This window comes from Blastococcus aggregatus, assembly GCF_900221005.1.
Lineage (GTDB): Bacteria > Actinomycetota > Actinomycetes > Mycobacteriales > Geodermatophilaceae > Blastococcus > Blastococcus aggregatus.
The window spans coordinates 518442-534081 of sequence record NZ_OBQI01000003.1 but is presented as its reverse complement, the minus strand read 5'-3'; the positions used below and the strand labels follow the sequence as shown (position 1 = coordinate 534081).

11 protein-coding genes are annotated in these 15640 nt (G+C 70.3%); 9 read left to right on the top strand and 2 right to left on the bottom strand.

Annotated elements, in window-relative coordinates; translation table 11 throughout:
- The first annotated feature begins 188 nt into the window (after window positions 1-188).
- From CRP29_RS12330 to CRP29_RS12290, 9 genes are all read left to right on the top strand, one after another.
- Window positions 189-1865, top strand: coding sequence for an ABC transporter substrate-binding protein (locus CRP29_RS12330; protein ID WP_101541092.1), 1677 nt, complete (start codon window positions 189-191; stop codon window positions 1863-1865).
- Between the two features lie 287 nt (window positions 1866-2152).
- Window positions 2153-3766 (top strand): ABC transporter substrate-binding protein, encoded by a 1614-nt coding sequence (locus CRP29_RS12325; RefSeq protein WP_176522940.1) that lies wholly within the window; start codon window positions 2153-2155, stop codon window positions 3764-3766.
- 266 nt (window positions 3767-4032) lie between these two features.
- Entirely contained in the window at window positions 4033-5649 is a 1617-nt protein-coding gene (locus CRP29_RS12320; RefSeq protein WP_101541091.1) for an ABC transporter substrate-binding protein, read from the top strand.
- 216 nt (window positions 5650-5865) lie between these two features.
- Window positions 5866-7554 (top strand): ABC transporter substrate-binding protein, encoded by a 1689-nt coding sequence (locus CRP29_RS12315; RefSeq protein ID WP_141437118.1) that lies wholly within the window; start codon window positions 5866-5868, stop codon window positions 7552-7554.
- A gap of 259 nt (window positions 7555-7813) precedes the next feature.
- Complete coding sequence (locus CRP29_RS12310) at window positions 7814-9436, top strand: ABC transporter substrate-binding protein (RefSeq protein ID WP_176522939.1); 1623 nt, start codon at window positions 7814-7816, stop codon at window positions 9434-9436.
- Between the two features lie 6 nt (window positions 9437-9442).
- Window positions 9443-10402 (top strand): ABC transporter permease, encoded by a 960-nt coding sequence (locus CRP29_RS12305; RefSeq protein ID WP_281256799.1) that lies wholly within the window; start codon window positions 9443-9445, stop codon window positions 10400-10402.
- Window positions 10403-10444: 42 nt separating this feature from the next.
- Window positions 10445-11377, top strand: a complete 933-nt coding sequence (locus CRP29_RS12300) for an ABC transporter permease (RefSeq protein ID WP_097195311.1) — start codon at window positions 10445-10447, stop codon at window positions 11375-11377.
- A complete protein-coding gene (locus CRP29_RS12295) occupies window positions 11374-12474 on the top strand; it encodes an ABC transporter ATP-binding protein (protein WP_097195310.1) in 1101 nt (366 codons plus the stop codon). Before CRP29_RS12300 ends, CRP29_RS12295 begins: the two co-directional genes overlap by 4 nt.
- Window positions 12474-13505: an ABC transporter ATP-binding protein gene (locus CRP29_RS12290; protein WP_097195309.1), complete on the top strand. Its 1032-nt coding sequence runs from the start codon at window positions 12474-12476 to the stop codon at window positions 13503-13505. Before CRP29_RS12295 ends, CRP29_RS12290 begins: the two co-directional genes overlap by 1 nt.
- Before the next feature lie 88 nt (window positions 13506-13593).
- Here the strand turns inward: CRP29_RS12290 and CRP29_RS12285 are convergent, their stop codons facing one another.
- Window positions 13594-14346, bottom strand: a complete 753-nt coding sequence (locus CRP29_RS12285) for a dienelactone hydrolase family protein (RefSeq protein ID WP_097195308.1) — start codon at window positions 14344-14346, stop codon at window positions 13594-13596.
- Between the two features lie 137 nt (window positions 14347-14483).
- On the bottom strand, window positions 14484-15596 hold the full coding sequence (locus tag CRP29_RS12280; protein ID WP_097195307.1) for an acyl-CoA dehydrogenase family protein: 1113 nt from the start codon (window positions 15594-15596) through the stop codon (window positions 14484-14486).
- Window positions 15597-15640: the final 44 nt, after the last annotated feature.

Sequence of the window (15640 nt, the reverse complement as noted above, 5' to 3'; positions counted from 1 at the left end):
ATTAGCACACCGACCCCGCTGTGCGGACCGCCGGGGGTAACCGTCCGTGACGGTGGCGAGCCGCCCAATGACTCTCCGCACACTCCCAGGGACACTTCGACCAGGCGCTTCGCGCGCCCGCGCCCCGACGCGCCTGCCTCCCGGCTCGCCGTCGCGGTGACACGCACACGTGGTCGAGGAGTAAAGACATGCAGCAACACCGGCGCCCGATGAGAGGGCCGTGGAAGCGGGCCCTCGTCTCCGCGGGCCTCGTGGGTCTCCTGCTGGGCAGCGCAGCCTGCGGCAGCGGGGACGAGGACAGCAACGGGGACGCCGAGGCCGGCGCGGTCTCCGACGTCGGCGAGGCCGGCGACCCGGTCACCGGCGGTTCGATCACCGTCGGGCTCGAGGCCGAGACCAACAGCTGGCTGCCGAGCGAGGGCACGTTCAACCAGCCCGGGACGAACGTCGCCTACGCGATCTACGACCCGCTGATGCAGCGCACCGCGGACGGCGCCGTCGAGCCCTACCTGGCCGAGTCGATGGAGCCCAACGCCGAGCTCACCGCGTGGACGCTGAAGCTCCGCCCCGAGGTGCAGTTCCACGACGGCACCGCGCTGGACGCGCAGGCGCTGAAGACGATCTTCGACGACTACCTCAAGGTCCCCGGTTCCCGGGTGGCCGCGAGCCTCGCCGAGGTGTCCTCGCTGGACGTCGTCGACGACCTCACCGTCACCTACCAGCTCACCGAGCCGAACGCGGCGTTCCCGGACGAGCTCGTCACCGCTGCCGGCTGGCCGTTCTCGCCGACCGCCGCTGCTGCGGCGGGTGCCGACGCCGGTGCGAACCCGGTCGGCACCGGCCCGTTCGTGTTCGAGAGCTGGCAGCGCGACAGCCGGCTGGTCGTCAAGAAGAACGCGAACTACTGGCAGGAGGGCAAGCCCTACCTCGACGAGATCGTGTTCCGGCCGATCCCCGACGAGGACACCCGCCTGGCGTCCCTGCAGAGCGGTGACATCGACGTCATGCAGTCGCTCCGGCAGAGCACCGTCGTGCGCGCCCGCGACCTCGACGGCGTGAGCAACTTCGAGTACCTCGGCAGCAACTCCGGCGGTACGACGATGAACACCAGCAAGGCGCCGTTCGACGACGTCCGCGTCCGTCAGGCCATGGCGTACGCCATGGACCAGGACGCGCTCATCGAGGTGCTCGGTGGTTCGGGCGTGACCCCGAAGCAGACGCAGTTCTTCAGCCCCGACAGCCCGTACTACTCGGAGGCGCTCGAGGAGTCCTACCCGACGTACGACATGGCGAAGGCGCAGGAGCTCTACGACTCCTACGTCGAGGACCCGGAGCGCTCGGACGGCAAGGCCGTGGGTTCGCCCATCTCCTTCACCTTCCAGTGCCCGCCGGACCCGAGCCTCAACGAGCTCTCGCAGCTCTACCAGGCGTTCTTCAACGCGCTGGGTGCCGAGGTCACGCTGCAGCAGACCGAGCAGGCCGCCTGGATCCAGGACATGCTCGCCCGTGACTACGAGATGGGCTGCACCCGTGTGGGCGCGGACCGCGACCCCTACATCGTGTTCTCGCAGGCCTTCACCGAGGGTCCGCTGAACATGACGGCGTTCCAGAGCCCGGAGATCGACGAGCAGCTCGACGTCCTCAAGACCACGGTCGACACGGAGGCCCGCAAGGCCGCCGTCGAGGCCATCGGTGAGGTCCTGAACGAGCAGGTCCCCAACACCTTCAGCGGAGGCACGCTGACCGTCATGGCCACCCGCGACGCGGTGAAGAACCTGGACGGCTGGACCTTCCCCGAGGGCACGCCGGGCAACGGCGCGGCCTCGTCGCAGATCATGTGGGGCCACGTCTGGGTCACCGACTGACCTGATCGGCAGCACCTCACGACGGCCCGGGCGAGCACGACGCCCGGGCCGTCGTGCGTTCCCCGGCCCGTCGTCGCCCAAGGTCTCGGTTGGGTAACTGTGACCGATTGTAGTGACGCGGATCACGTTGTGCGCAACACTCCGACGGGCGCGCTCCAGGAGCGTGCCCGGCGGGGACCGAAGCGGCTCCCGCCGGACCGTGCGACAGGGTCGAGAGGGTGCACATGCGAGGACATCGGCGTCTGAGGGGAGGGCCGTGGGGGCGCACGCTCGCTGCCGCGGGCCTCGTGGGTCTGCTGCTGGGGACGGCCGCCTGCGGGGGTGGCGACGACTCCGAGGGGAGCGACCCGTCCTCGGCGGGCGGGGGTGGGATCTCGGAGCAGGGTGAGCCGGTCGAGGGCGGCGAGATCACGGTCGGCCTGGAGGCCGAGACCAACAGTTGGCTACCGGGGGAGTACGGGGGCGCCAACGCCGGCACCACTGTCGCCTACGCCATCTACGACCCGCTGATGAAGCGGACGGAGGACGGTGAGATCAAGCCGTACCTCGCCGAGTCGATGGAGCCCAACGAGGACTTCACCGCCTGGACGCTCACGCTGCGGCCGGACGTGCAGTTCCACGACGGCACCCCGCTCAACGGTGAGGCGCTCAAGACGATCTTCGACAAGTACCTGATGGCACCGACGTCGAACGTGAAGAACTCGCTGGCGGACGTCACCTCTCTGGACGTCGTGGACGACCTCGCGGTGACGTACACCCTCAACAAGACCAACGCCGCGTTCCCGTCCGTGCTGACCGGCGCGGCGGGCTGGCCGTTCTCGCCCACCGCGGCGGAGGAGTTCGGCGAGGACGCCGGTGCCAACCCGGTGGGGACCGGTCCCTTCACGTTCGTCAGCTGGCAGCGGGACAGCAACCTGGTCGTGGAGAAGAACGACAACTACTGGCAGGAGGGGCTGCCCCACCTGGACAAGGTCACCTTCCGGCCGATCCCGGACGAGGACACCCGGCTGGCGAGCCTGCAGAGCGGTGACATCGACGCCATGCAGACCCTGCGGCAGGGCACGGTCAGCCGGGCCCGCGACATCGACGGGGTGGACAACTACGAGTACCTGGGCAACAACAGTGGTGGCTCGATCTTCAACACCACCAAGGCGCCGTTCGACGACCTGCGGGTGCGGCAGGCGATGGCGTACGGCATGGACCAGCCGGCGCTCATCGACGTGATCGGCGGCACCGGGCTGACCCCGGAGGCCACCCAGTACTTCAGCCCGGACAGCCCGTTCTACTCCGAGGAGGCCGCCGACGCCTTCCCGACCTACGACGTGGAGAAGGCACAGGAGCTCTACGACGAGTACATCAACGACCCGCAGCGCTCCGACGGCCAGCCGGTCGGGACCGACATCTCCTTCACCTACAACTGCCCGCCCGACCCGAGCCTCAACGAGCTCTCCCAGCTCTACCAGTCGTTCTGGAGCGCGCTGGGCATGGACGTCAAGCTCAACACGGTGGAGCAGGCGGCCCACATCCAGAACGGGCTGGCGAAGGACTACGAGGTGCAGTGCTGGCGGGTCGGCGACGAGGCGGATCCGTACATCACGCTGAAGAACGCGTTCACGCCCGGTCCGCTCAACTTCACCGGGTACACCAGCCCGACGATCGACGAGGGGCTGGAGACGCTGCGGACCACCGCTGACCTCGACGAGCGCAAGGCGGCGGTGGCGGACATCAGCATGGACATCAGCGAGAACGTGCCGAACGTCTTCACCGGTTACACGCTCACCGATGTCGCCGTGCAGGAGGCGGTCAAGAACGTCGACGGCTGGGAGTTCCCGGACGGCACGAAGGGTGACGGGGTGCCGGGCGCCACGACCATGTGGGGGTTCGTCTGGCTGGCCGACTGATCTGAGCGCCGCTCGGTGGCCCGGGGGAGACCCTCCCGGGCCACCGCGCGGCGCATCCGATCGTGATAGAGCGACAACAACTAGTGACGTGGCTCACCGACGTAGTGCACACTCCGACCGCGCTCACGGAGCGCGCGCGCTGACGGACGGCCATGCGGCCGTCCGTCGTCGCGTCGGCACGCACACGTTCGGGGAGAAAACACATGCGAGGACTTCGGCGCCCGTCGAGAGGCCCGTGGACACGGGCACTCGCCGCTGCAGGGCTGGTGGGTGTCCTGCTGGGCACCGCCGCCTGCGGCGGTGGAGACGGTGACGGGAACGGAGGCGTCGAGCCCGGCGCGCAGAGCGACGGCGGCGAGGCCGGCGATCCGGTCGAGGGCGGCTCGATCACCATCGGCCTGGAGGCCGAGACCAACAGCTGGCTGCCGAGCGAGGGAACGTTCAACCAGCCGGGGCTGACGATCGCGCACGCGATCTACGACCCGCTGATGCAGCGGGCGGAGGACGGCTCCGTGCAGCCCTACCTCGCCGAGTCCCTCGAGGCCAACGAGGACCTCACCGAGTACACGCTGACGCTGCGCGAGGGCATCAACTTCCACGACGGCACCCCGCTCAACGCCGAGGCGCTGAAGACGGTCTTCGACGACTACCTCAAGGCGCCGACGTCGCGGCTGGCCGCCTCGCTGGCCGAGGTGGAGTCGATGGACGTCGTCGACGAGTACACCGTCGTCTACAACCTGGCGGCGACCAACGCCTCATTCCCCGACGCGCTGATCACCGCCGCCGGCTGGCCGTTCTCGCCGACCGCCGCCGCCGCCGCCGGCCCGGATGCCGGCGCGAACCCGGTGGGCACCGGTCCCTTCGTGTTCGAGAGCTGGCAGCGCGACAGCCGGCTGGTCGTGAAGAAGAACCCCGACTACTGGCAGCCGGGCCTCCCGCACCTCGACGAGATCACCTTCCGGCCGATCCCGGACGAGGACACCCGCCTGGCCTCGCTGCAGAGCGGTGACATCGACGTCATGCAGTCGCTGCGGCAGAGCACCGTCGTCCGCGCCCGCGAACTCGACGGCATCAGCAACTACGAGAACCTGGGCAGCAACGCCGGTGCGACGACGCTGAACACCAGCATCGCGCCGTTCGACGACGTCCGAGTCCGCCGGGCGCTGGCGCACGCGCTGGACCAGGAGTCGCTGATCGCCACGCTGGGCGGCGCCGGCATCACCCCCGCGCAGACCCAGTTCTTCAGCGAGGACAGCCCGTACTGGTCGGAGAAGGTGGCCGACGCCTACCCGGAGTACGACGTCGAGAAGGCCCAGGAGCTGTACGAGGAGTACATCAACGACCCGGACCGCTCGGACGGCAAGCCGGTCGGCACGCCCTTGTCGTTCACGTTCCGCTGCCCGCCGGACCCGAGCCTCAACGAGCTGGCGCAGCTGATCCAGTCGTTCTGGAGCGGTATCGGTGCCGAGGTGGAGATCGAGCAGCTGGAGCAGGCGGCCTGGATCCAGCGGATGCTGGGCCGGGACTACGAGACGGGCTGCACCCGTGTGGGTGGTGACGGCGACCCCTACGTCCTCCTGGACGGCGCCTTCACCGAGGGTCCGCTCAACATGAGCGCCTACCAGGACCCGCGGATCGACGAGCAGCTGGAGAACCTCAAGGCCACCCGTGACATCGACGAGCGCAAGGCGGCGATCGAGGAGATCGGGCTGGTCCTGAACGAGGAGGCCATCCACACCTACGTCGGTGGCACGCTCACCGTCCTGGCCGGTCGCGACGCCGTGAAGAACATCGACGGCTGGACGTTCCCCGACAGCACCACCAAGGGCACCGGTGCGGCGAACGCCGACACCATGTGGGCCCACGTCTGGGTGACCGACTGATCCAACCGCACAGCAACGACGGCCCGGGCGAGATCTTCGCCCGGGCCGTCGTGCTGTGCGGACGCACCGTCGGTGATGCCGCGACGACATCTAGTGACGCAGCTCACAGCATGGTCCAGACTCCGAGCGCGCGCCACGGGGTGCGTGCGCAGCGGGGGCGCCGTCCGACGGCCGCCGTCGTCGTGCCGGCGGGCATCTCGGTCGGGGAGTGGGCACATGCGGGGAGATCGGCGTCCGACGGCGGGCTCGTGGAAGCGGGCGGCCGTCTCCGCAGGGCTGGTGGGTCTGCTGCTCGGCGGCGCCGCCTGCGGCAGCGGGGACGACGGCGGGGGTGGTGGTGGCGCCGAGGAGCCGCAGGAAGGCGCGATCGTCGACATCTCCGAGCAGGGCGAGCCGGTCGACGGAGGCGAGATCGTCGTCGGGCTGGAGGCCGAGACCAGCAGCTGGCTCCCCGGCAAGGGGACGTTCAACCAGCCGGGCGTCAACGTCGCCTACGCCCTCTACGACCCGCTCATGCACCGGACGGAGGACGGCGACGTCGAGCCGTACCTGGCCGAGTCGATGCAGCCGAACGCCGACCTCACCGAGTGGACGCTGACGCTGCGGCCGGACGTGCGGTTCCACGACGGCACGCCGCTGGACGCGCAGGCGCTGAAGACGATCTTCGACGAGTACCTGACGGCGCCGGGGACCAACACGGCCGCCTCGCTCGACGAGGTCACCTCGCTGGACGTCGTCGACGAGCTCACCGTGGTCTACCGCCTGGTGGAGGCCAACGCCGCGTTCCCCGTCCTGCTGATCTCCTCCCCGGGGTGGCCGTTCTCGCCGACGGCCGCAGCCGCGGCCGGCGAGGACGCCGGTGCCCGCCCGGTGGGCACCGGCCCGTTCCGGTTCGTCAGCTGGCAGCGCGACAGCCAGCTGGTCGTGGAGAAGAACGCGGACTACTGGCGGCCGGGGCTGCCGCACCTGGACCGGATCACCTTCCGGCCGATCCCCGACGAGGACACCCGCCTGGCGTCCCTGCGCAGCGGTGACGTCGACGTGATGCAGTCGCTGCGGCAGAGCACGGTGATCCGCGCGCGCGACCTCGACGGCATCGACAACTACGAGCACCTCGGCAGCAACTCCGGCGGCGGTACGGTCAACACGAGCAAGCCGCCGTTCGACGACGTCCGGGTCCGGCAGGCCCTGGCCCACGCGCTCGACCAGGAGGCGATCATCGAGGTCCTCGGCGGAGCAGGGGTCACACCTCCGACCACGCAGTTCTTCAGCGAGGACTCGCCGTACTGGTCGGAGGAGGTGGCCGAGGCCTATCCGACGTACGACGTCGAGAAGGCCCAGGAGCTGTACGACGACTACGTCGACGACCCGGACCGTTCCGACGGCCTGCCGGTGGGGACGCACCTGTCCTTCACCTACAGCTGCCCGCCGGATCCCAGCCTCAACGAGGTGGCCCAGCTGGTGCAGTCGCTCTACGGCGCCCTCGGCGCCCAGGTCGAGCTCGAGCAGGTGGAGCAGGCGACCTGGATCCAGAAGATGCTGGCCCGCGACTACGACACCGGATGCACCCGGGTGGGCGCCGACAGCGACCCGTTCATCGTGTTCGACGCCGCCTTCACCGAGGGGCCGCTGAACATGACGGCCTTCCAGAGCCCGGAGATCGACGCGCAGCTCGACATCCTGCGGACCACCACCGACCTCGCCACGCGCAAGGCGGCCGTCGAGGAGATCGGGCTGGTGGTCAACGAGAACGTGCCCAACACCTTCAGCGGCGGGACGCTCACCGTCATGGCAGGGCGCGAGGCGGTCAAGAACCTGGCCGGCTGGACCTTCCCGGACGGGACGACGGGCAACGGAGCGGCCGGCGCGCAGGTGATGTGGGGCCACGTCTGGCTGGCCGGGTGACCTGGGCCGGGCGCCCCGCCGGGAGCGCACAGGGACGTTGTGCGCATCGCATAGTTCGACACCCGACGAGAGTGGCGAGCCGCCTAGTGACGCAGCCCACTCCCGTAAGACAGACTCCGAGCACGCGCTGTGGGCGCTCGCACATCGACGCGCCGTTCGCCGGCCTGTCGCTGTGCCGGCACGCAAGATCTCAAGGAGTAATTACATGCGAGTACATCGGCGCCCGATGAGAGGTCCGTGGAAGCGGGCCCTCGCTTCCGTGGGCCTCGTTGGTCTCCTGCTCGGCAGCGCCGCCTGCGGTGGCGGCTCCGAGGACGGGAACGGGGACGCCGAGGCCGGCGCGGTGAGCGAAGCCGTCGAGGCCGGTGACCCGGTCGAGGGTGGCTCGATCACCGTCGGGCTCGAGGCCGAGACGAACAGCTGGATGCCCCACGAGGGCACGTTCAACCAGCCCGGCCTCAACGTCGCGTACGCGATCTACGACCCGCTGATGCAGCGCTCCGCCGACGGCGAGGTCCGCCCCTACCTCGCCGAGTCGCTCGAGCCGAACGAGGACCTCACGGAGTGGACGCTGACGCTGCGTCCCGACGTGACGTTCCACGACGGCACCCCGCTCAACGCCGAGGCGCTGAAGACGATCTTCGACACCTACCTGAAGGGCACCGGCTCCCGGCTCGCCGCCCAGCTGGCCCAGGTGACCTCGCTGGACGTCGTCGACGACCTCACCGTCGTCTACAAGCTGGCCGAGACCAACGCCGCCTTCCCCGACCTCCTCGTGGGCGCCTCCGGCTGGCCGTTCTCGCCGACCGCCGCGGCCGCCGCCGGCCCCGACGCCGGTGCGAACCCGGTCGGCACCGGCCCCTTCACGTTCGTCAGCTGGCAGCGCGACAGCCGCCTGGTGGTCGAGAAGAACGCGAACTACTGGCAGGAGGGCAAGCCCTACCTCGACGAGATCGTGTTCCGCCCGATCCCCGACGAGGACACCCGCCTGGCCTCGCTGCAGAGCGGTGACATCGACGTCATGCAGTCGCTCCGCCAGAGCACCGTCATCCGGGCCCGCGACCTCGAGGGCGTCAACAACTTCGAGCACCTGGGCAGCAACTCCGGTGGACTGACGCTCAACACCAGCCGCGCGCCGTTCGACGACATCCGCGTCCGCCAGGCCCTGGTGCACGCCGTGGACCAGGAGGCCCTGATCGAGGTCCTCGGCGGTTCCGGCGTCACGCCGCCGCAGACGCAGTTCTGGAGCCCGGACAGCGCCTGGTACTCCGAGAAGGTCGCCGAGTCCTACCCGGCCTACGACCTCGAGAAGGCGCAGGAGCTGTACGACGACTACGTCAACGACCCGGAGCGCAGCGACGGCAAGCCCGTCGGCACCCCGCTGTCGTTCATGTTCCAGTGCCCGCCGGACCCGAGCCTCAACGAGCTCTCCCAGCTCTACCAGGCGCTGTGGCAGGCGCTGGGCGCGCAGGTCGAGCTGCAGGCGACCGAGCAGGCCGCCTGGATCCAGGACATGCTGGCCCGCGACTACGACACCGGCTGCACCCGCGTCGGCGCCGACCGCGACCCGTACCTGGTCTTCGACGACGCCTTCACCGACGGCCCGCTGAACATGACCGCCTTCCAGAGCCCGGAGATCGACGAGCAGCTGGAGATCCTGCGCACGACGACCGAGGTCGACGCCCGCAAGGCGGCGGTCGAGGAGATCGGCCTGATCCTCAACGAGAACGTCCCCAACGCCTTCAGCGGCGGCACCCTGACGGTGCTCGCCACGAAGGAGGCCATCCGCAACCTGGACGGCTGGACGTTCCCGGACGACACCGAGGGCAACGGTGCCAACGCCTCCACCGCCATGTGGGGCCACGTCTGGCGAGTGGAGTAGACGCCCGTGTATGTCCTACGCAGGCTCCCGTCGCTCATCGCCACCCTGCTGGCGGTGTCGATCCTGACCTTCCTGATGACCAGCCTGCTGCCCGGTGACCCGGCGCTGCAGATCCTGGGTGCGGAGAACGCGACGCCCGAGGCGATCGCGGCCGTCCGCGCCGAGCTGAGCCTCGACGACCCCCTCCCGGTGCGCTACCTGCACTGGATCGGGGACGCGCTGACCGGCGACTTCGGTCGCTCCTACCGGACGAACGAGCCGGTCAGCCAGGCGATCGTCGAGCGACTGCCCGTCACCGCGGAGATCGGGCTCCTCGCCATCGTCATCGCCCTGGCGATCGCCATCCCGGTCGGGATGCTGTCGGCCTACCGGGCCGGCACCCGCACCGACAAGGTGATCAGCAGCACCAGCTTCGGCCTCCTCGCGGTGCCGAACTTCATGGTGGCGATCCTGCTCATCCTGATCTTCGCCGTGTGGCTGGGCGTCCTGCCCGCGACCGGCTGGGTGAACTTCACCGACAACCCGGTGCAGAACCTCCGGTCGGCGTTGCTCCCGGCGCTGTCGCTGGCGATCGCCGAGATGGCGGTCTACACCCGGCTCCTCCGCACGGACATGATCGCGACGTTGCAGCAGGACTTCGTGACCATGGCCCGGGTGAAGGGCGTCTCCAACCGGCGGATCCTCTTCCGGCACGCACTGCGCCCGTCGTCGTTCTCGCTGTTGACGGTGGCCGGCGTGCAGGTCGGAGCGATCATCGGTGGGTCGGTCGTCATCGAGACCCTGTTCGCAGTGCCCGGCGTCGGTCGTCTCCTGCTGGAGGCCGTGCTGGTGCGCGACCTCCTCATGGTGCAGGGCGTCGCGCTGGTCATCGCCGTCAGCTACGTCGTCGTGAACTTCACCGTCGACATCCTTTACTCGTACCTGGACCCGAGGATCTCGCATGGACGCTCTGCGGCACGAGTCTGATCCCCCGCCCACCGTGCACGGATCGAACGCACAGGGAGAAGCATGAGCACGCCCGCGCCCAATCTCGGTGCCCCCCATCCCGGGGTCACCTCCGAGCTGGCGCCTGCCGACGGGCTGATCGCGGAGACCTCGGCCGCCGCGGCACCCGGTAAGAAGCGCAAGCGCGGCTTCGGCGTCACCTTCTGGCTGGCCACGGTCTGGTTGGTGGTGGTGCTCATCTGCGCCGTCTTCGCCAACCTCCTGCCGGTCAAGGACCCGCTGGTCCCCGACGTGCTCAACAAGCTGGCCTACCCCGGCCCCGAGCACTGGCTGGGCACCGACGGCCTGGGCCGCGACACCCTGGCCCGCCTGGTCCACGGTGCGCGCGTCTCGGTGACCATCAGCGTCACGGCCGTCGCCATCGGCATGGTCGTCGGCGGCTTCATCGGCATCATCGCGGGCTTCTTCCGCGGCAAGCTCGAGACCGTCCTGATGACGATCATCAACATCATCCTGGCGTTCCCGGCGCTCGTCCTGCTGCTCGTGCTGCTGGCGTTCGTCGGCCGGAGCCTGGTCGTGATCTCGCTGATCGTCGGCTTCCTGTCGATCCCGATCTACACCCGTGTGGCGCGGGCGACGACGCTCGCCGTCGCCGAGCGGGAGTTCGTCCGGGCCTCCCGGACGATGGGTGCGAAGAACTCCCGGGTGCTCGCCCGGGAGATCCTGCCCAACGTGGTGCTCCCGGTGGCCGCGTTCGGCCTGGTCGCGATGGGTGTGGTGATCGTCCTGGAAGGGACGCTGGCCTTCCTCGGGCTCAGCGTCCAGCAGCCGGCACCCACCTGGGGCGGGATGATCTTCGACGGCAAGCGGTACCTCAGCGAGGCCCCGCACGTCGTGCTCATCCCCTCCATCGCCATGTTCCTCACGGTGCTGTCGCTGAACCTGGTCGGCGACTCGCTCCGCACCCGCTTCGATGTCCGAGGGAGCAACCTGTGACCGCCTCGCAGAAGGAAGGCCGGGCGAACGAGCCGCTGCTCGAGGTCGACGACCTGCGCACCTACTTCGACACCCCGCGCGGGATCGTCAAGGCGGTGGACGGCGTCTCGCTCCGGGTGGACCGGGGCAAGACGCTCGGCATCGTCGGTGAGTCCGGTTCGGGCAAGACCGTGCTCTCGCGGTCGATCATGAACCTGCTGCCCAAGGCGAACACCATCCGCGAGGGCTCCGTGCGCTTCGAGGGTCGTGAGCTCACGACCATGAAGAACAAGGAGATGCGCACCATCTGGGGCGCCGAGATGGCGATGGTCCTGCAGGACCCGATGACCTCGCTCAACCCGGTCACCAAGATCGGCGAGCAGATCACCGAGTCCCTCGGGATCCACCTGAACGAGAAGGGCAAGGTCGCCAAGGCGCACGCCGTCGAGCTGCTCAAGTCCGTCGGCATCCCGGCGGCGGAGCGTCGGCTGGGGGAGTACCCCCACCAGCTCTCCGGCGGCATGCGGCAGCGCGTCACCATCGCGATCGCGCTGGCCTGCAGCCCCAAGCTCCTGGTCGCCGACGAGCCGACGACGGCGCTGGACGTCACCGTCCAGCGCCAGATCCTGGACCTGCTGGAGTCCCAGCAGACCCAGCGCAACATGGGGCTGATCATCATCACCCACGACCTCGGCGTGGTCGCCGGGCGAGCGGACGAGATCGCCGTCATGTACGCGGGCCGGGTCGTCGAGCGGGCTCCCACCCGTGAGCTGTTCGCCCGCAACCGGCACCCGTACACCGAGGGGCTGCTGCGGTCGATCCCGCGGCTGCACCAGCCGAGCCACTCCAGGCTGCAGGCCATCCCGGGCCGGCCGCCGGACCTGGTGGACCCGCCGGCGGGGTGCCCCTTCGCCCCCCGGTGCAACTACGCGCAGGACAAGTGCCTGACGGAGACGCCGGTGCTCGCACCGCACGCCGCCGGGCACGAGGCCGCGTGCCACTTCCCGGTCGGGACGACCGCCGGCCAGGAAGCGCTCGCGCGCAACGTGGCCGCCGGGCGCACCGCTGCCGGCACCCCCCTGGACAGCACGGTTCTCGCAACGGCAGGAGCAGCCTGATGGCCGGCACCGGTACCGCCCACCTCCGGGACCGGGACGACATCGTCCTGCGTGTCGAGGGTCTGGTGGTCGAGTTCCCGCTGGAGAAGGGGCAGAAGGTCCACGCCGTCTCGGGCATCAGCTTCGACATCGCCAAGGGCGAGACGCTGGGCCTGGTCGGCGAGTCCGGCTGCGGCAAGTCGACGACCGGGCGGGCGATCATGCAGGCGCCCCGGCCGACCAGCGGCAAGATCATCTTCGACGAGAAGGACCTGAGCTCGCTCAGTGCCGACGAGCTCCGGCGCAGCCGCACCAAGCTGCAGATGATCTACCAGGACCCGATCTCGTCGCTGAACCCGCGGCGCCGGGTCAAGGACATCGTCGCCGAGGGCCTGTCGATCTGGGAGGGCAAGGACAGCAGCGACCCACGGGTCGACCAGATGCTGGCCGAGGTCGGGCTCGATCCGGAGCGGGCCGGCTCGCGCCGGCCGCACGAGATGTCCGGTGGTCAGTGCCAGCGGGTGTCGATCGCGCGCTCGCTGATCATGCGGCCGGAGGTGCTGATCTGCGACGAGCCGGTGTCCGCGCTGGACGTCTCGGTGCAGGCACAGATCCTCAACCTGCTCGAGGACCTGAAGGCCGAGTTCGACCTCACGATGGTCTTCATCGCCCACGACCTGGCCGTGGTGAAGAACATCAGCGACCGCGTCGCGGTGATGTACCTCGGCAAGATCTGCGAGGTCGCACCCTCGGACCAGCTCTACGCCGGTCCGGCGCACCCGTACACGGCTGCGCTGCTGGCCTCCATCCCGGAGCCGGACCCGGACGCCAAGCACAGCGACGCCGGACTGGTGGGGGAGCTCCCCTCGCCGGTCAACCCGCCGTCGGGCTGCCGCTTCCGGACCCGCTGCCCCCGGGCGGCGGACCTGTGCGCGGCCGAGGAGCCGCAGATGCGCGAGGTGGCGCAGGGCCAGTTCGTGGCCTGCCACTTCCCGCTGGTGGGGGACCAGGCCCCCGAGGGCGACCGGCAGCTGGCCTCGGCGCCTGCCTGATCGCACTCCGCAGCAGAGCACGACGCACCACCCGCGGCCGGGTGGACCAGGGAGCTGGTCCACCCGGCCGCGGCCGTTCGTACCCGGCTCAGTGGCGGGCGACCCGGTCGGTGAGCGCGAGGACGTGCTCCCAGGCGTCCCGGCAGGCGTCGCTCCAGTCGCCGTAGGAGCGGTCGAAGAAGGAGTGCGGCGCCCCCTCGTAGACGGGTGCGTCCACCTCCGCTCCGGCGCGGCGCATCGTCTCGGCCAGCGCGAGCTGATCCTTGACGGGAGTCGCGGAGTCGGCGCCGGCGATCAGCATCACCGTGGGCAGGTGGGCACGGTCCGCGGCGTCCCCGACCATCGAGGGGCGGCCGTAGAAGCCCGCGCATCCGGCCAGGCCGAGGTCCCCGCCGGACTGCCGCCAGGAGTGGCTCCCGCCGAAGCAGAAGCCCACCGTGACCACGGGCAGATCGGCACCGTGCCGCGCGCGCAGCTCGCTCATGGCGGCGACGATGTCGGCGTCGATGCCGGCGGCGGTCGTCTGCGGGATGTGCTCCTGCCAGCCGAAGTCCTCACCGCGCGTGCCGCCCTCGGGCAGGCCGGCGGTGCGGCCGAACCAGTCGATGGCGACGGCGGGGACGCCGGCCTCGGCGAAGCGCTCGGCCAGCGATACGTAGTAGGGGTGCAGACCGCGGATGTCGGGCAGCACGACGACCCCGGCGCCCGGTGTGCCGGTCGGCGCGGCGTAGGCGGCGGCGAACTGCGTGCCGTCGGCGGAGGTCAGCGTGAGGGAGGCCCGCTCGGCGACCTCGCCGCTGCGCGGTGGGGCGGGGGGACGGCTGTCGTGGTCATGGCACATGCCCTCGTTCTAGCCGGTCCGCCGCCCGGCCGCCCGACGACGGGCAGACGGGCTCGGAGCGGTGTCCGGGCCCGGACGTGCAACGACCCCCGCGCCGGCCCGGAGGGCCGACGCGGGGGTCGCGGGTGCGCGGGAGGTCAGGCGAGCAGCTTCTCCGCCACGGCGTCCCAGCGCTCCGTGGGGGTGCCGAACAGCAGGCTCGTGGACTTGGCCCGGCGGTAGTACAGGTGGGCGTCGTGCTCCCACGTGAACGCGATGCCGCCGTGCAGCTGGATGGAGTCGGAGGCCGCGATCCAGTAGGCCTCCGAGCAGTACGCCTTCGCCAGGTCCACCGAGATGGCGGCGTCGTCGCCGTCCTCGGCCAGCGCCCACAGGGCGTAGTACGCCGCGGAGCGGGCGGACTCGACCTCGAGCAGCATGTCGGCGCAGCGGTGCTTGACGGCCTGGAAGCTGCCGACCGGGCGGCCGAACTGGAAGCGGATGTTGACGTACTCGACCGTGCGCTCGAGGCAGCGCTGGGCGCCACCGACCTGCTCGGTGGCCAGCAGGACGACCGCGATCTGCATCAGGCGGGGGACCAGCGTCGCGGCGTCGCCCTCGGCGCCGATGAGCCGCGCCGGGGTGCCGGCGAAGCCGACCTCGGCGAGCTTGCGGGTCATGTCCAGGGTGTCCAGCGACCGGCGGGTGACGCCGGCGGCGTCGCCCTCGACCGCGAAGACGCTGGGGCCGCCCGGGGCCTGCGCGACGACCAGCAGCAGGGAGGCCGTGGTGCCGTCCAGGACGTAGGACTTCTGGCCCTCGAGGGTCCAGCCGTCGCCGGCCGCGGTGGCGGTCGTCGACAGGTTGTCCGCGGTCCACGTGCCGTCGGCCTCGGCCAGCGCGACGGTCGCGATGGTCGAGCCGTCCGCGATGCCCGGGAGGAGGTCGGCCTTGGCCTGCTGGTCGTCCGACAGCTGGAGCAGGTTGGCGCCGAGGACGGTCGCCAGGTAGGGGGCGGGCAGCAGCGCGCGGCCCATCTCCTCGGTGACCAGCGCGGTCTCGAGGATGCCGAAGCCGGAGCCACCGAACTCCTCGGGGATGGCCAGGCCCTGCAGGCCGAGCTGGTCGGCCATCTGCTTCCAGACGGCGGCGTCGTAGCCCTCCTCGGTCTCCATGAGGCGGCGGACCTCCTCGGAGGAGGCCTTGGTCTCGAGGAAGCGGCGCAGGGTCCGGCGCAGCTCTTCCTGCTCCTTGTCGAAAGCCATCAGCATGGGGTGAACCTCTCAGAAGTGGTGCGGGTTGGACAAGATCTGCG